The sequence below is a fragment of the Nocardioides antri genome (genome assembly GCF_008373765.1).
Lineage (GTDB): Bacteria > Actinomycetota > Actinomycetes > Propionibacteriales > Nocardioidaceae > Nocardioides > Nocardioides antri.
The window spans coordinates 336,711-352,298 of the sequence record NZ_VUJW01000002.1 but is presented as its reverse complement, the minus strand read 5'-3'; the positions used below and the strand labels follow the sequence as shown (position 1 = coordinate 352,298).

Here is a 15,588-nt window from a genome sequence, read left to right as displayed (position 1 = left end):
CGGACCCGCGGATGTGGATGTTGCGCTGGACCTCGGTGTTGATGATGAACACGCTGCCCGAACCGTGCAGCGCCTTCACGTTGCCGAGCACCAGGGCGTTCCTGAGGTAGCAGGAGGCGCCTTCAGGCACGGTGACGCTCGCGTAGGTGCCCGTGAACGGGTCGTTCCTGGTGTTGTCGCAGATGAGGGCAGTCGGTGCCGGTTCTCCGGCTGCCTGTGCGGTTGAGCTGAGAGTGATAGGGGTCGCCGTGGCAGCTATGACCATGAGGGCGACCGACAGTTGCTGGAGCATGTCGGATGTCTTTCTCGGGATGGGAGCAAGCCTGAGGTGCTCGCACGGCCCGAGTCCGCCGACAACTAGGCAGACGGTCGATACCCAATGCCACCCAAAACGACCTGTCAGGGTCAGAGAAATTCTCGTCCGGCTCGGACGCACGCACTCCAGGCGCGCCCCATTACGGTTCTCGTGATCGTCCACGCGGAAACTGCGGGGCCAACAACACCGTTTGCGTCTCGTCCGCCGCCTCCCGCGGGGCCTGACCGGACGATGAAAACCGCTCATGCGCCAATAGTCGGCTGGTCGATATTCACCCGGCCCGGTCGTGCCCATCCGCCGTCGGCGCCCTGTCATGGCACGACCGGTTGGGGCGGGAGCACATCAGCGATAACCAAGACGGCACGCTCGCCGAGCGGAACTCCTGCGGCAACGACCCGCGCGACATACCAGGCTGACCAATAGTGCTTGCAGCAGGCGACGCCGGGTACCGCACGGCCATGAGCGGCAAAGAAGAAGACTCACCGGGTGGATCCGGCAGGGGCGGCGGCATGGGCACCCCCTCCAGCACGGCGGACACCCAGCCCCCCACGTCTGACCAAGACGCCAGTGCCGCGGTCAGCGGTGGCGGCATGGTCGACAAGGACGACGAGACCGAGAAGAAGGACACCGCCAGAGAGACCGGGCCCTCGGGCAGCTGATACCCAGCAAGCAACGAACCGCCCCTCCTGGCTACGGCCGGGTGAGCAAACCGGAGGCGATTGCCCCTCTCGGCCGCAAGGCCATGTGGTCACGGACGGTGAGCGTGCCGCGCAGCGTGCCAGAGGGTCCTACACGCCTCGGCTCACGTGGCGACAGGATGGCTACAGGAACGACGAAACCCGGCCCTGCGAGACCGGGTTTCTGGTGTGGAGCTGAGGGGATTCGAACCCCTGACCTTCTCATTGCGAACGAGACGCGCTACCAACTGCGCCACAGCCCCAAGCGAGGGGAAACGGTAGCACCAGGGCCACCTCCGCCCCGAATCCAGGTCGGTGCTCGCGCGTCACGCGCCGGAGACCCGGCGCTGCTCCGGTTCGGCGTCCTCGCGCTGCTGCTCGGCCTCCCGGGCGAGCGCGGAGTCGGCGGCGTTGCGGCCCGAGCTCCACACGCCGGTGGAGTCGAGGTCGATGGTGCGGACCGTGCGACCGGCGGGCGCCTTGGCGACGTACGTCGGCAGCGTGACCGGCACCGGGTCCCACGCGGCGGGGTCGACCGGGGCCTCGGCGGCGTCGGCCCGGACGGCCGGGATCTCCTCGGTCCCGTCCTCCTCGGCGATGACCTGGTCGGCGAGCGTCGTGCGCCGCTTGCGGACGGGGGCGGTGCGGGCCGTGCGCACGGCGCGCTCCTTGCGGACCATCAGCCGGCACGCGACGAGCCAGGCGACGAGGAGGGTCGCCGGGACGGCCTCGAAGACCCAGCCGATCGTGCCGGCGGCGGCGAGGGCGATGACGACGACGTTGAGGACGAGGACCGTGCCGAGCACGCGACGCCGACGCTGGGCGGCCCGGGCGGCGGCGAGCTTGCGGGCTCGGGGGTGGCTGCCGTTCGAGCGGGGTGCGACGACCTCGGCCTGGGCCACGGGAGCGGCCGGCTTCGTCGTACTGGACGTGCCGACGACCAGCGCGGCCTCGCTTGGCGAGACCGGCTCGCGGCGGGCCAGCACCCGCACCCGGTCGGAGAAGCTCTCGACAGACCGGCTCACGCGGTCGATCTCATGATGACGGAGCGCCTTGGGGATGAGGTAGACGGCCCAGGCGACTGCCAGGGCGACGAAGATCAGCGCGCTCAGGTCCACAACCGAGAGGCTAGGCCGGGTAGCGGAGATCGGGACGTATGTCTATCGGTGTGTCACAGATTGACCTGTGTGACTGATGTGATTAGAGGGGTCAGCCGCCCGTCGACGCGTCCCCGCCCGTCTCCTCGAGCCGGGCGAGCAGGCCGCGCGGGGCCTCCTCCGCAGTGATCGCGAAGATCCGGTGGTCCCGCCACGCCCCGTCGATGTGGAGGAACCGCGGCGCGTAGCCGATCTCGCGGATCCCGAGCTTCTCGACGACGCGGAGCGAGTTGGTGTTCTCGGGGCGGATGCAGACCTCGAGCCGGTGCAGCTTGGCGGTGAAGAAGCAGTGGTCGACGGCCATGGCGACGGCACGCGGCATCACTCCGCGGCCGGCGAACTGCTCGTCGATCCAGTAGCCGATCGACGCGAACTGCGCCGACCCGCGCACGATGTTGTTGATGCTGACCTGGCCGGCGAAGCGGCCGTCGACCTCGATGACGAAGGGGTACGTCGTACCGCGCCGTGCGGCGCGGGTGAGCCGGCGGACCAGCGCGCCGAACGTGGTCGGTCTCGCGTCGCCGCCGGGCGGAACGGTCGCGTCCCAGGGGGAGAGCCAGACCGCGTTGCGCCGCCGGGCCTCGCGCCAGTGACGCGCGTCCGAGCGACGGATCGGGCGCAGGGTGACGACCGGGTCGGTGCCCGACATCAGCTGGTTCGGCCAGGCGCGGCCGGGGATCGAGGTGATCATCCGCTCGCGCGCCAGCCGGCGGAGCCTCTCGTCGGAGCTCAATGGTCGCTCCCGACGATCTGCTCGACTGCGTGGACGAGCACCGGGCGCAGGACGTCCAGGGCGTCCTTCACGCCGCCCCGCGAGCCGGGAAGGTTCACCACCAGGCAGGAGCCGGCGACGCCGGCCAGGCCGCGCGACAGGGCAGCCGTCGGCACGCCCTTCGCGACCCCGGCCGCGCGGATCGCCTCCGCCAGCCCGGGCACCTCCCGGTCGAGCAGCGGCCGCGTGACCTCCGGTGTGCGGTCGCTCGGCGTGAGCCCGGTGCCGCCGGTCGTGAGCACGACCCGGGCGCCGGCCCTGACCGCCAGCGCGATCGCCGCACCGACCGGCTCACCGTCGGGCCGGACCACCGCGTCGTCGACGTCGAACCCCAGCCCGCGGAGGGCGTCGACGATGAGCGGCCCGGTGGTGTCCTCGTAGACCCCGGCCGCAGCCCGGTTGGACGCGACGACGACCGCTCCCATCATCGGGACCAGTCCCCCGACTTCCCGCCCGTCTTGGTCTCGACCCGCACGTCGCTGATCACCGCAGCCTTGTCGACGGCCTTGACCATGTCGACCACGGTGAGCGCCGCGACCGAGACCGCGGTGAGCGCCTCCATCTCGACGCCGGTGCGGTCGGTGGTCCTGACGGTCGCGGTGATCTCCACCGCGTCGTCGGCGACGCCCAGGTCGACGGTGACGCCGGAGATCGCCAGCGGGTGGCAGAGCGGGATCAGGTCGGGCGTGCGCTTGGCGCCCATGATCCCCGCGAGCCGGGCGACGGCGAGCGCGTCGCCCTTCGGCACGCCCTCGCCGCGAAGCAGCGCGACCACCTCGGGCGCGACCAGCACCCGGCCGGACGCGGTCGCGGCGCGCGCGGTCACCGCCTTCTCCGAGACGTCGACCATCCGGGCAGCGCCGGTCTCGTCGACGTGGGTCAGCCCGCGCGGTTCGTCCATGTGCCCCATGATCCCACTCGCGGGCCGGGTCCGGCTCAGGCGACCGCGATCGCCCTCAGGCAGCAGCCGAACGAGGCGACGACGGCAGCGGTGCGGACCAGGTGCAGGCGGTTCCACGGTCCCTCGAAGGCGCGGCGGGCGGAGTCGAGCGCCGAGGCGTCCTGGGTCGCGCCGACCGCGTTGAGAGCGTCGTTGAGCGGGATGTTGCCGGCCCGCGTGATGACGAACATCGCCAGGTAGAGCGCGGCCGCCGCGATCACCCACGCCCGGCTCGGACCGGCCACGGCCGCGAACGCGAGCGCGAGGAGGGGTGCGATGAAGACGGCGAGGAACACCGGGTTGAGGATGGCGACGTTGATGCCCTGCATGGCGGTCACGAACGTGCGGTCGTCGGTCTTCGCGAGGCCCGGCATGACGGCCGTCTGGAACGCGAAGAACAACCCGGCGACCAACCCGCTGCCGACGGCGGCAGTGATCAGCGCGACCGACCCCGCCGCTCTCATGACGCCGCCGCCTCGCTCCAGGCACCGGCGGCAGCGGCCTGTACGGCGTACTCCGTGAAGTCGCGCGGCGCCCGGCCTAGTGCTTCCTCGACGCCGGTCGCGAGGCTCGCGTTGTGGCCGTCGAGGATGTGGTCGAACAGCTGGACCAGCTCGTGTGCCTCCTCGGCGGGCAGGCCGGCCCGCACCAGGTCGGCGGCCAGCACCTCACCGCTCACCTGCTGGTAGCCGATCTGCCGTCCCGCCGCAGCCGCGATCTCGGCCGTCGCCTCGGCGAAGGTCATCAGCCGGGGGCCGGTGAGCTCGTAGGCCCGGTTCGGCGCGACCTCGCCGGCCATCAGCCCGACGGCGACGTCGGCGATGTCCTCGGCGTCGACGAACGGCTCCCGCACCTCCCCGGCCACGAAGGCGAGGTGTCCCGCCGCGAGCGGCGGCTGGAAGAGGCTCTCGTCGAAGTTCTGCATGAACATGGCGCAGCGGAGGACGGCCCACTCGGCGCCGTGCCGCTCGGCCGCCTCGGCGACCAGACGCTCGGCGCGCTGCGCCTCGGGCTCGCCCCGCCCGGAGACCAGCACGATCCGTCGTACGCCGGAGCGGGCGATCCGCTCGGCGACCTCGCGGAGCGCCTCGGGCGCTGCGGGGAAGGTGATGTCGGGCGCGTAGGCGAGGTACGCCGCCGCCGCCGGCTCCTCCACGGCGGACCACGTCGAGCGGTCGGCCCAGTCGAACTCGGGACGGGAGAACGAGCGGACCGGGAGGCCGCGGTCGCGGAGGCGGGCAGCGACGCGGCGACCGGTCTTGCCGGTGCCGCCGATGAGGAGGTGAGTTGTCATGCCGCCCACTCCATCGCGGCTCAATGAGACTTTCCATGGCTACACGTCTTGATTTCATACGTGATCGTCCAGGAAGGTGTGGGCATGGACGGTCTCGAGCACCTGCTCTCCGGTCCCCGTGCGCGCCAGGCCTTCCTGCTCCGGATGGTGATGGAGCCGCCCTGGTCGATCCGGGTCGAGGACGATCCCGCGCTGAGCCTGTTCGCGGTGCTGCGCGGGTCGGCGTGGGTCACCGGTGACCTCGGCGAGCCCGTCGAGATGGCGGCCGGCGACGTGGCGCTCCTCCGCGGTGGTCCCGTCTACACCGTGGCCGACCATCCGCGCACGGCTCCGCAGGTGCGGGTCGAGAAGGGAAACCGTTGCGTCGATCCCGACGGGCACCTGATGGCGCAGCGGATGGCGCTCGGGGTCCGGACCTGGGGCAACTGCCACGACGGCTCGACGGTGATGCTGCTCGGCACCTGGGAGGCCGAGACCGAGGCTGGCCGGCCGTTGCTGGCCGCCCTCCCCGACCTGTTGGTACGACGCCGCGGCGAGTGGGACGCGACGCTCGTCGACCTGCTGGCGACCGAGGCGACGCGTGAGGAGCCGGGCCAGGAGGTCGTGCTCGACCGGCTGCTCGACCTGGTGCTGGTGAGCGTCGTCCGCTCCTGGCTGGCGAGCGAGGAGCAGGTGACCCGTGGCCTTGCCCACTCCGACCCCGTCGTCGGCGAGGCCCTGCGCCTGATGCACCACCGGCCGGAGCACGGGTGGACGATCGCCTCGCTGGCCCGCGAGATCGGCGTCTCCCGGGCGGCGCTGGCGCGGCGCTTCGGCGAGCTCGTCGGGGAGCCGCCGATGACCTACCTCACCCACTGGCGGCTCTCCCTCGCCGCCGACCTATTGGCCGCGACCGACGACGCAATCGAGCAGGTCGCCCACCAGGTGGGCTACGGCAGCGGCTTCGCCCTCAGCGCGGCGTTCAAGCGGGTACGTGGCATCAGCCCGCAGCAGCACCGCAGGGCCGCGCGCGCCGGCTCACCCGACCGGCTACCGGTCGCCTGAGCCGAGCGGGAGGATCCCGACCTCATCACCGGCGGGCAGCGGGGCACTGCCCGGCGGCAGCACCAGCAGCACGTCGGCGTCGGCGAGCAGCCGCTGGGAGTGGCCGACGTGACCGGGGAGCTGGGCGACCCGGCCCGGTGCGACGTACGCCGCCGGCAGGACCAGCGTCCGGTCGCCCGCCACCGCGACCTCCGCGTCAAGCACGGCCCGCCCGGTCGGCTCCGGGAACCGTCCGGCGAGCGCGCGGAGGGCGGGCTCGGCGAAGAGCCGGAACGAGGAGTACGCCGCCACGGGCGTGCCCGGCAGCGCGACCACCGGCACCTGCCGGCCGTCGGACGCGATGACCAGACCGCAACCCTGGGGCCGCCCCGGCTTCACGGCCACCGAGCCGAACCAGAACCCCTCCCGGTCACACAGGGCCGCCTTCACAACGTCGTGGTCCCCGGCCGACACTCCGCCGGTGGTGACGACGAGGTCGGCCGCCTCGGCGGCGGTGGCCACCTGATCGAGGAGGAGCGCAGGGTCGTCCGGCACGGGGCCGTAGGACGTCTCCCGGGCCCCCGCCGCCCGCGCCGCCGCCGACAAGGCGACGGTGTTGCTGTCCGGCACGTGACCGGGCAGGTCGGCCGGGCCGGCGATCTCCTCGCCGGTCGCGATCACGGCGACCCGCGGCGCCGGGTGGACGGCCACGTCGACGACGCCGACCGCGGCGAGGAGCGCGAGGTGCCGCGGCGCGAGGGCCGTCCCGGCCGCGACGGCCAGGACCCCCTCGGGGACGTCCTCCCCGGTCCGGCGGATGTGGCGCGCCACCGGCACGGCCTGGTCGATCCGGACCCGGTCGGCGCCGCGGTCGGTCCACTCGAAGGGCACGACGGCGTCGGCACCGTCCGGCACCGGCGCCCCGGTCATGATCCGCCACGCCGTGCCCGGCGCGAGGGTCACCTGCGCGGCGTCCCCCGCCGCCACCACCCCGGCGACCGGCAGCTCGACCGGCGAGGCGGCGACGTCGGCGGCGCGGACGGCGTACCCGTCCATCGCCGCATGGTCGAACCGCGGCAGGCTGATCGTGGCGGGCACGTCGACGGCGCAGACCAGCCCGAGCGCGTCGCCGAGCGCGACGATGACGGGCGCCAGCGGGCTCACTAGCTCGAGGATCCGGTCGCGGTGTGCGCTGACCGGAACCCCGACGTCAGCCATCAGTGCCGGTGAGCACCTCGCCCGGCGCCACCCGCTGGGCGCTGTCGGCCTCGAGCGCGACGTCGCCGACGATCGCGACGCCGTGGCCGAAGGTCCAGTCGCCGTCGATCTTCAGCGACGACGCCTTGGCCATCGAGGGCGCGCCCTCGGGGAACCGCTTGTCGAACTCGCCGACCAGCTTGTAGTGGGTCGGGTCGAGCTCGACGTAGGGCACGTCGGCGGCGACGAGGTCGAGCACGAAGTCCGGGCCGATCGTGTAGACGTCGGACCGCAGGACCAGCAGGTCGTTGGTCGTCTTGACCGGCACGAACCGGTCCCGCTCGACCTCGATCAGCGTCGACCCCTCGAACACCTCGATCGCAGCGCCCATCGCGGTCTCGATCTGGATGACCTCGGGCGTGCTGGGGTCGCTCGGGTCGAGGTGCTTCTCGTTGCGGATCAGCGGCAGGCCGAGCACGCCGTCGCGATGGTCGAGGGTGTCCCGCAGCGCGCGGAGGTCGATCCAGATGTTGTTGGTCGAGGTGTACTTGTGGCGCTCGAGGTCGGCCAGCGCCGCCAGGTCCTCCTTCGGCGTCTGCGCGGTCTCGCGCAGGACCAGCCGGCCGTCGGCCTTGCGGCGGGCGAAGTGGCCGCCCTTCTTGTCCGAGGGAGTACGACGGACCGCCTCGATCGCGAACGGGGCACCGCTCTGGGCGAACCAGCCCGCCACCTCCGGCGCCGGGACCGCGCCGAGGTTGTCGGAGTTGGAGATGAAGACGAAGTGGAAGCCCTGCTCGATCAGCTGGTCGAGCACCCCGCTGCCCCGCAGGGCGGTGTAGACGTCGCCGTGGCCGGGCGGGCACCACTCGAGATCGGGGTCCTTCGGGAAGCTCGCCGGCGTGAGGTCCTTGGCCAGGAGCTTGGGCTCCTTGTTCTGCAGGAAGTCCAGCGGCAGGCCGTCGACCTGCAGGCTGTCGTAGCGCGCGAGCGCCTCGAGGGTGTCCTCACGGGTGCGGAAGCTGTTCATGAACAGGAGCGGCAGCGGGGCGTCGTACTTCTCCCGCAGGTGCAGCACCTGCCGGGCGATGATGTCGAGGAACGACAGCCCCCGCCGCACGCACAGCAGCGACTTGGCCCGGTCCATCCCCATCGACGTGCCGAGGCCGCCGTTGAGCTTGATGATCGCCGTGTGCCGCAGCGCGTCAGCGGCGACGTCGGCCGACACCTCGGTGTCGGCGAGCCGCTCGATGTCGACGGGCTCGATGGCGCTCTCGGCGATCAGCCCCGTCTCACCGTGCTCGAGCAGTCGGTAGTAGTGCGCGAACGTCTCGATCGCGACGGGGTCGACGCCCGCGTCGACCATCTTTGCGCGTGCCATCTCCAAACCGGCGCTACCCATACCCCGATCGTAGGCTGGTCCCGTGACGAGTCCGCAATCCGTCCCGGAACCTGGTGACAACCTCGCGCTCGCCAAGCTCGCCGTCCGGGACCAGCTGCTGACCTCGCGGCGGCGCCGCTCGCTCTCCGAGGTCGGTGCGGCGGCCCGGGCGATCGCGGACCACCTGGTCGCTGCTCCGGAGGTACGCCGCGCCGCCACGGTCGCCTGCTACGTCTCCGTCGGCTCCGAGCCCGGCACCACCGCGCTCCTCGACCGGCTGGTCGAGGCCGGCAAGCGGGTGATCCTGCCCGTGCTGCTCCCCGACAACGACCTGGACTGGTCGGCCTACCACGGCCCGGCCTCGCTCGCCCCCGCCGGCCGCGGCCTCCTCGAGCCGGTGGGCCCGCGGCTCGGCGCCGACGCGGTCGCCACCGCCGACGTCGTCCTCGTCCCCGGTCTCGCCGTGTCCCCCACCGGGCAGCGCCTCGGTCGGGGCGGCGGCTCCTACGACCGCGCGCTCGCCCGGGTCCCGCTCGGGACCTTCACCTGCGTGCTGCTCTACCCCGACGAGACCGGGGTGGCGGTGCCGACGGAGCCGCACGACCGTCCGGTGGCCGCGGTGGCGACTCCGGAGGGTGTTGTGCGGTTCTGAGGGCGGCGCGGAATACCCGGTCGACCGGGTATTCATCGGGTTGTCCGCCACTGCAGAAGCGGACAACCCGTGGGATACCCGGTCGACCGGGTATCCCACGGGATGCCGCTACCCCCCCGGCACCAGCGTCAGCGTCTCCTCCGCCGCGTCCTCGACGGCGTCCTCCGAGAACACCCAGGGCAGCGTCTCCCCACGGACGAACAGGTCGGTCTGGTCGACGTAGTGACCGTGGAAGGCGTGCCCGGAGACGCCGGTGAGGTTGATCCAGCGCGCGTCGTCGAGGTCGTCGAGCGGGACGATCATCCGCATCGAGGGAGCGGTCGCGACGTCGTACCCCTTCCGCGCGTCCCAGCCGGTCGCGTTGGGGATCGCCCCGCCGCCGCCGACCTCCCAGCCGCCGCGGTTGAAGAGGCTCTCGACCAGCGCGATCCCGGACTCCCCGAGCGTCGCGGACCGCAGGTCCAGCCGGTGGAGCGCACCCCAGGTCCACTCCTCGGCGTTCGGCGACTGGCGGGCCGTGAGCACGTCGCGGGCCGCGCGCAGCGACGCCTCGAGGACGTCGTCGCGGGTCTCCACGATCTCCTCGGTCTCGACGTCGTCCCACCACGGGTCGCCCGGCCGGGTCAGCAGGTCGGTGACGACGGCGAACCACCGCTGGCCGCCGTCGGGCCGCAGCTCGTCGGTGAGCTCGTCGTGGAAGGTGCGCGCGAGCAGCTCGCGCCACACGACGTTGTAGTACGCCGCCGCGGCGCTGCCCGCCTGCTGCCGGTTGTCCCAGTCGAGCAGCAGCCGCTGCCCGTCGGAGTAGTAGCCGCGCGGCAGCTCGATGTCCAGGAGGTACGGCGTCAGCACCGGCGCCATCGGGTTGCGCTCGTCGGTCTGGATCGCCGCCATCGCGTCGACGTCGAGCACGTCGCGTGCCTCGAGCAGGGTGCGGATCCGGGTCGAGCGGTAGCCGCGGTCCCAGTCGTCGGTGAGGTGCGACGGATAGCCGCTGGAGTCGTCGACGACGGCCTGGTTGGCGGTCACCAGCCGGCCGGACTCGGGGTCCAGCACGTTGGGGAGCGCGTCGTAGGGGACGTACTCGCCGGTCCAGTCGTTCTCCGACCGCCAGCCGGCGGCCGGGAGCTGCCCGTTGTTGCCGGACTTGCGGATCGGCACCCGCCCGGTCGCCTGGTAGCCGATGTGGCCCTCGGTGTCGGCGTAGAGGACGTTCTGCCCCGGCACCGCGAAGTCGGCGAGGGCGGCGCGGAAGCTGCGCCAGTCGGTCGCGAGGTTGAGGGCGTAGAGAGCGTCGGCCGTCGGCTGCGGGTCGAGCGCGGTCCAGGCGAGCGAGACGGCGTGGTCCCACCGCCGCGGCTCGTCGCCGACGATGCCGCTCTCCCCCGTGTCCTCGACCAGGTCCCCGAGCTCGCCGCCCAGGTCCGACAGCAGGGGTCCGTGGTCGGTCGACCGCACCCGGACGGTGACGTCGTCGCCGCCGCGGACCTCGATCGTCTCCTCGCGCACGGTGAGCGGGCGGCTGCGGCCGTCGTACTGCCACTCGTCGTCGCGCACCCGCTCGACGTAGAGGTCCGTGGTGTCGGGACCCAGGTTGGTGAAACCCCAGGCGATGTCGGCGTTGTGGCCGATGACCACGCCGGGCACCCCCGAGAAGCTGAACCCGGCGACGTCGAGCGGGCAGGTCTCGCTGACGTCGCGGCAGTGCAGCCCGACCTGCATCCAGACCCCGGGCAGCGAGATCCCGAGGTGCGGGTCGTTGGCGAGGATCGGTGCGCCGGTCTCCGTGTGGTCCCCGCTGACGACCCAGCCGTTGCTCCCGATGCCGTCGCCCTTGCCGAGGAGGGCCGGCATCCCGGCGACCGCCTGCTGCACGTCGGCCAGCGCCTCCTGGACCTGCGGGCCGAGCGGCGGTCGCTGCGGGAGCCGGGTGCCGGGCGAGGTGGCGTCCTGCTCGAAGACGCCGTCGACGACCGCGCCCTGCTCGACGATGGGCGGGTGGTCGTCGTACGGGTAGGGCGGGAACAGCTGGGCCGCGCGCTCCTGGCCGACCGCGGCGACCGACAGCGCCCGCGCGATCTCCTCGTCGAGGTTGCCCTTGAGGTCCCAGGCCATCGCCTTGAGCCACGCGATGGAGTCGACGGCCGTCCAGTTCTCGGGGGTGTAGTCGAGCCCGGACAGGTCGAGGACGGCGTACTCCAGCGAGATCTCCGACAGCCCACGGCCGGCCAGGTAGGCGTTGACGCCCTCGGCGTAGGCGTCGAGCAGCTCGCGGGTCCGCGGATCGAGGAGGGTCAGCTCCTTCGCGGCGACTCGGCGCCAGCCGAGCGTGCGGACGACCCGATCGGTCTCGACGGCGTCCTCGCCGAACAGCTCGGACAGCCGGCCGGCCGTCGCGTGCCGCCGGACGTCCATCTCGAAGAACCGCTCCTGCGCGTGCACGAACCCCTGGGCGAGCACGAGGTCGTGCATCGAGTCGGCGTAGATCTGCGGGATGCCGTGCTCGTCGCGGAGCACGTCGACTTCGCCGTCCAGGCCGCTGACCTCGATCTCGCCGTCGGTCTGCGGCCACGACCGGCGCACGACCACGACCGACACGACGGTGACGAGAACCAGCACCAGCGCGAGCGCCCCGGCGACGTACGTCGTCCAGCGCAGCGGGGCCGGCCAAGTGAGGAAGGGGGTGGCGGGGGACATGGTGGCGACATTGTGCCGGTAGGTGGGTCCTGACGTAGGATTGGCAGTCGTTAGACGAGAGTGCTAATCCTCACGCGGAGTGCCGATGCCCACCTACCAGTACGCCTGCAACGACTGCGGTCACGACTTCGAGCAGTTCCAGTCCTTCTCCGAGGACGCCCTCACCGTCTGCCCGGAGTGCTCGGGCAAGCTCCGGAAGCTCTACAACGCGGTTGGCGTGGTCTTCAAGGGCTCGGGGTTCTACCGCACCGACAGTCGCGGCAAGAGCGCCTCGACCGAGCCGGCGGCCACCCCCTCGGCCCCATCGGCCCCATCGGCCGCGTCGGCCGGCAGCTCCTCCTCCGACTCCGGCTCGTCGTCGACGTCGTCCTCCAGCAGCGCTGCCGCGGCCGCCCCGGCCTGACCTGTGGACAACCCGGCGAGGGGGCGCGCTCCTCGCCTGCCGGCTCCTAGCGTCGGCGCATGGCTTTCCGGGACCTCCTCGCCCGCCTCAAGGACCGCGGTACGACGCTCCGCCGCGGGGTGCTGCGGCGGCGTCGCCTGATCGCGGTCGTCTGCACGGCCGGCGCGGTCGCTGCCGGCCTGCACGCCGCGGCGCCACCGGAGCCGCCGACCACCACCGTCCTGACCGCCGCGCGGGACCTGCCGGCGGGGGCGGTCCTGGCCCCGGCCGACCTGCGACCCGTCGCCCTGCCGCCCGACGTCGTGCCCGAGGGAGCGCTCACCGACCCCGGCGACGCCGGCGGCACGCTCCTCGCCTCTCCCCTCCGCGCCGGCGAGCCGGTCACCGACGTCCGGCTCGTCGGCCAGGGACTCGCCGCCCCGGGCACTGTGGCCGTGCCGGTCCGGCTCTCCGACGCCGCGCAGGCGGGGCTGCTGACCGTCGGCGACGAGATCGACCTGCTGGCGACCGAGCCGGAGTCCCGGACCACGGAGACGGTCGCCGCGGGGGTCGTCGTGCTCGCCGTACCCGACGTGTCAGCGGACGCGCCGGACGCCCTGACCGGGCGCCTGGTCGTGCTCGGGATCCCGTCGTCGCAGGTGGGCGAGGTCACCGGCGCGGCAGTGACCGCGTTCGTGACTTACGCGTGGCCCTCCCGCTAGGTTCTGGCCGTCCCTACCGGGGGGTAGGGGAATCTCTCTCGGAAAGAGGAGCCAACATGTCCGGGTTCAAGAACTTCCTGCTCCGCGGGAACCTCGTCGAGACCGCAGTCGCTCTGATCATGGCGCTGGCGTTCGCGGCGGTCGTCACCACCTTCACCGAGGTGCTGACGAGCTTCATCGGCAAGATCTTCGACCAGCCTGACTTCAGCAACGCCAAGATCGCCGACGTCGTCGTGGGCGACTTCATCAACGCTCTGATCGCGTTCGTCATCCTGGCCGCGATCGTGTACTTCCTGATCGTGGTGCCCTACACCAAGGCCAAGGAGCGCTTCTTCCCCAGCGAGGACAGCGGTGCGCCGACGGAGATCGACCTCCTCACGCAGATCCGCGACTCGCTGGCCACCCGGGCCTGACCGCCCGGCGTACCGGCGGCCCCCAACGCCGGTCCGCAGCACGCACGCCAGGTGCCGTCTCACCCGTGGTGAGGCGGCACCTGCGACTTCAGCCAGCGGTCGGTCGCCGACTCGCCGTCGGCCGACCGCTCCCCCGGCTCCTTCTCGTCACTGGTGACCTCGGGCAGCGCGTCGCCAAAGACCTCGGCCAGCCGGCGCCGGCGCTCCCAGTCGGACTCGCCCTTGCCGGTCGAGCCGGTCGGAACCTGTTTCTTGTCGCTCATGTGCCGCTCATGTGCCGCTCATGTGCCGCTCATGTGCAGAGCCCCGCGCTCGCGCGGGCATCGTCGGAGAGACCCTGGTCGCGGTTCTTCCGGCCGCCGTTCGAGCCCGTCCCGCCCTCGCCGTCGGAAGACCCCGTCTCGCCCTCGGGGTCGTCGGCGGCGCTGATCGCGTCCTGGGCGAACTCGGGGCTGAGCGGCTCGTCGTCCATCACGAGCTGCCACAGGTCGTCGACCTCGTCGGTCCACTCGACGCGACCCTCCTGGGTCGTGGAGTAGACCCACGGCGTGGTGACGAACTTGATGTTGCCGAGGCCGATGCCCTGGAAGCTGCGCCCGAGGTCGGCGAGCTCCGCGACGTTGTCGTAGTCGGTCTGGATCGAGCCGGTCACCGCGTTGAGGAACGACAGCATCCGGTCGGGCCGGACCAGCATCCCGGCGGAGATGGCCTTGTTGATCATCGCGGCCATGAACGCCTGCTGCCGGCGGATCCGGTTGGGGTCGGTGCCGTCGCCGACGGTGTAGCGCACCCGGACGTAGCTGAGCGCCTCGTCGTCGCGGATCTCCCTGGTGCCGGCCTCGAGCGTGATGTCGTGCTCGGGGTCCACGATGTCCTCGGGGATGCAGACCTCGACGCCGTCGAGGGCGTTGACCATGTCCTTGAAGCCGCGGAAGTCGATCACGACGTAGTTGTCGATCCGGACCCCGGTGATCTGCTCGAACTGCTGGATAGTGCACGCCGCGCCGCCGACGGAGAACGCCTCGTTCCACATCGTGCCCTCGGCACCCTCGATGGCGTTCCCGCCCTCGTCGTAGCAGGTCGGGCGGTCGACCAGGGTGTCGCGCGGGATGCTGATGCCGTAGGCGTGCTCCCGGTCCGCCGACAGGTGCAGCAGGATCGTGGTGTCGGACCGCTCGCCGTCGCCGGTGAGGCCGTCGATGTTGTTGCCCGCGCCCTCGCGGGTGTCGGATCCCATCACCAGGATGTTGAGCGGCTCCTGGGGCCCCTCGACCTCCTGCTTCTCGGGGCGGTCCTTGAGCTGGCCGGCGAGGTCGACGTGTCGCAGTCGGTCGTTCCAGTTGTTGTAGGCGAGGACGACCGAGGTCGCGGTGCCCACCGCGAGGAGGGCGAGCGTCACCGCGATCACCTTGGCGACCGTGCGGCGACGCCGGAGACGGCGCTTGCCGGCGACCCGGCGCTGCGTCAGGGAACCGGAGACGCGACGCGCTTTCCGGCTGCCGGCGGGCGCACCTGAGGGGGTGCCGGCGGCATCGGGAGTGTCGGTCAAGATCTCACCTGGTCGGGCGGGGACGTTCGCTCCATTGTGACGGCCCCTCCCAGCAATCACGAATCGACTGGCCCGGCGTGCGCCCGGGTGATTCCGCTGCCAGGGACGCGACCTGCGAGAATGCTCAGCCGAAAGCCCCCGTAGCTCAGTGGATAGAGCAGCCGCCTCCTAAGCGAAAGGTCGTAGGTTCGACTCCTACCGGGGGCACCCGGGCGTGCGCAGGCCAGAGGCCGTGCACAGCGGCCAACACGAGCGCGAGCGCAACCCAGCGGGCAAGGCCTTTCTTCGTTTTCGGGACGACACACAGGCAGAGGCGTACCGTCGGCCGGACGTTAGTCCACGTAGGCGCCTACGTCTTCTAACGAGGCCCCGTCGGTTAACCAACAGCCGACGGGGCCGGCTCATGCCGGCGTGGTGCG

The 15,588-nt window shown here is 72.0% G+C and carries 18 protein-coding genes and 2 tRNA genes; 7 read left to right on the top strand and 13 right to left on the bottom strand.

Annotation, left to right across the window (positions count from 1 at the left end; genetic code table 11):
- Window positions 1-292 (bottom strand): hypothetical protein (locus tag F0U47_RS21020; RefSeq protein ID WP_188111188.1); only part of this gene is annotated, 292 nt, incomplete at its 3' end.
- Window positions 293-825: 533 nt separating this feature from the next.
- On the opposite strand from F0U47_RS21020, the gene F0U47_RS21015 reads away from it, so the two are divergent.
- On the top strand, window positions 826-975 hold the full coding sequence (locus F0U47_RS21015) for a hypothetical protein (RefSeq protein WP_188111187.1): 150 nt from the start codon (window positions 826-828) through the stop codon (window positions 973-975).
- A 208-nt stretch (window positions 976-1,183) separates the two neighbouring features.
- Here the strand turns inward: F0U47_RS21015 and F0U47_RS06145 are convergent.
- From F0U47_RS06145 to F0U47_RS06115, 7 genes are all read right to left on the bottom strand, one after another.
- Window positions 1,184-1,256 (bottom strand) — tRNA-Ala (locus F0U47_RS06145).
- A gap of 63 nt (window positions 1,257-1,319) precedes the next feature.
- Window positions 1,320-2,111, bottom strand: a complete 792-nt coding sequence (sepX, locus tag F0U47_RS06140; protein ID WP_149749426.1) for a divisome protein SepX/GlpR — start codon at window positions 2,109-2,111, stop codon at window positions 1,320-1,322.
- A gap of 91 nt (window positions 2,112-2,202) precedes the next feature.
- Window positions 2,203-2,883, bottom strand: coding sequence for a GNAT family N-acetyltransferase (locus F0U47_RS06135; protein WP_306439280.1), 681 nt, complete (start codon window positions 2,881-2,883; stop codon window positions 2,203-2,205).
- The gene (locus F0U47_RS06130; protein ID WP_149749425.1) at window positions 2,880-3,350 is read right to left on the bottom strand and encodes a MogA/MoaB family molybdenum cofactor biosynthesis protein; all 471 of its coding nucleotides are present in this window, start codon (window positions 3,348-3,350) and stop codon (window positions 2,880-2,882) included. The genes F0U47_RS06135 and F0U47_RS06130 overlap by 4 nt, the downstream gene beginning before the upstream one ends.
- A complete protein-coding gene (gene moaC / locus F0U47_RS06125; RefSeq protein WP_149749424.1) occupies window positions 3,347-3,823 on the bottom strand; it encodes a cyclic pyranopterin monophosphate synthase MoaC in 477 nt (158 codons plus the stop codon). The genes F0U47_RS06130 and moaC overlap by 4 nt, the downstream gene beginning before the upstream one ends.
- 35 nt (window positions 3,824-3,858) lie before the next feature.
- The gene (locus tag F0U47_RS06120; RefSeq protein WP_149749423.1) at window positions 3,859-4,326 is read right to left on the bottom strand and encodes an anthrone oxygenase family protein; all 468 of its coding nucleotides are present in this window, start codon (window positions 4,324-4,326) and stop codon (window positions 3,859-3,861) included.
- On the bottom strand, window positions 4,323-5,156 hold the full coding sequence (locus F0U47_RS06115; protein ID WP_149749422.1) for a Rossmann-fold NAD(P)-binding domain-containing protein: 834 nt from the start codon (window positions 5,154-5,156) through the stop codon (window positions 4,323-4,325). Before F0U47_RS06115 ends, F0U47_RS06120 begins: the two co-directional genes overlap by 4 nt.
- A 60-nt stretch (window positions 5,157-5,216) precedes the next feature.
- On the opposite strand from F0U47_RS06115, the gene F0U47_RS06110 reads away from it, so the two are divergent.
- Window positions 5,217-6,200, top strand: a complete 984-nt coding sequence (locus F0U47_RS06110; RefSeq protein WP_246159482.1) for an AraC family transcriptional regulator — start codon at window positions 5,217-5,219, stop codon at window positions 6,198-6,200.
- Here the strand turns inward: F0U47_RS06110 and F0U47_RS06105 are convergent.
- Both F0U47_RS06105 and F0U47_RS06100 read right to left on the bottom strand, forming a co-directional pair.
- On the bottom strand, window positions 6,186-7,397 hold the full coding sequence (locus F0U47_RS06105; RefSeq protein ID WP_149749421.1) for a molybdopterin molybdotransferase MoeA: 1,212 nt from the start codon (window positions 7,395-7,397) through the stop codon (window positions 6,186-6,188). The two genes, F0U47_RS06110 and F0U47_RS06105, sit on opposite strands and share 15 nt — an antisense overlap.
- Window positions 7,390-8,775 carry a UTP--glucose-1-phosphate uridylyltransferase gene (locus F0U47_RS06100; protein ID WP_149749420.1) on the bottom strand — a complete coding sequence of 462 codons (1,386 nt, stop codon included), beginning with the start codon at window positions 8,773-8,775 and terminating at the stop codon, window positions 7,390-7,392. Before F0U47_RS06100 ends, F0U47_RS06105 begins: the two co-directional genes overlap by 8 nt.
- Window positions 8,776-8,797: 22 nt before the next feature.
- Here F0U47_RS06100 and F0U47_RS06095 point away from each other — a divergent pair, with 22 nt between their 5' ends.
- Window positions 8,798-9,406 (top strand): 5-formyltetrahydrofolate cyclo-ligase, encoded by a 609-nt coding sequence (locus F0U47_RS06095; RefSeq protein ID WP_149749419.1) that lies wholly within the window; start codon window positions 8,798-8,800, stop codon window positions 9,404-9,406.
- Between the two features lie 108 nt (window positions 9,407-9,514).
- Here F0U47_RS06095 and F0U47_RS06090 read toward each other — a convergent pair whose 3' ends face one another.
- On the bottom strand, window positions 9,515-12,103 hold the full coding sequence (locus F0U47_RS06090; protein WP_149749418.1) for a penicillin acylase family protein: 2,589 nt from the start codon (window positions 12,101-12,103) through the stop codon (window positions 9,515-9,517).
- Between the two features lie 85 nt (window positions 12,104-12,188).
- On the opposite strand from F0U47_RS06090, the gene F0U47_RS06085 reads away from it, so the two are divergent.
- The 3 genes from F0U47_RS06085 to F0U47_RS06075 are packed head-to-tail and all read left to right on the top strand — an operon-like array spanning window position 12,189 to window position 13,620.
- Window positions 12,189-12,506: an FmdB family zinc ribbon protein gene (locus tag F0U47_RS06085; protein WP_149749417.1), complete on the top strand. Its 318-nt coding sequence runs from the start codon at window positions 12,189-12,191 to the stop codon at window positions 12,504-12,506.
- A gap of 59 nt (window positions 12,507-12,565) precedes the next feature.
- Window positions 12,566-13,207: an SAF domain-containing protein gene (locus F0U47_RS06080; protein WP_149749416.1), complete on the top strand. Its 642-nt coding sequence runs from the start codon at window positions 12,566-12,568 to the stop codon at window positions 13,205-13,207.
- A gap of 56 nt (window positions 13,208-13,263) precedes the next feature.
- Entirely contained in the window at window positions 13,264-13,620 is a 357-nt protein-coding gene (locus F0U47_RS06075) for an MscL family protein (protein ID WP_149749415.1), read from the top strand.
- Between the two features lie 59 nt (window positions 13,621-13,679).
- Here F0U47_RS06075 and F0U47_RS06070 read toward each other — a convergent pair whose 3' ends face one another.
- Both F0U47_RS06070 and F0U47_RS06065 read right to left on the bottom strand, forming a co-directional pair.
- A complete protein-coding gene (locus F0U47_RS06070; protein ID WP_149749414.1) occupies window positions 13,680-13,883 on the bottom strand; it encodes a hypothetical protein in 204 nt (67 codons plus the stop codon).
- Window positions 13,884-13,912: 29 nt separating this feature from the next.
- Window positions 13,913-15,169: an LCP family protein gene (locus tag F0U47_RS06065; RefSeq protein WP_149749413.1), complete on the bottom strand. Its 1,257-nt coding sequence runs from the start codon at window positions 15,167-15,169 to the stop codon at window positions 13,913-13,915.
- A 134-nt stretch (window positions 15,170-15,303) separates the two neighbouring features.
- On the opposite strand from F0U47_RS06065, the gene F0U47_RS06060 reads away from it, so the two are divergent.
- Window positions 15,304-15,376 (top strand) — tRNA-Arg (locus tag F0U47_RS06060).
- Window positions 15,377-15,588 lie beyond the last annotated feature (212 nt).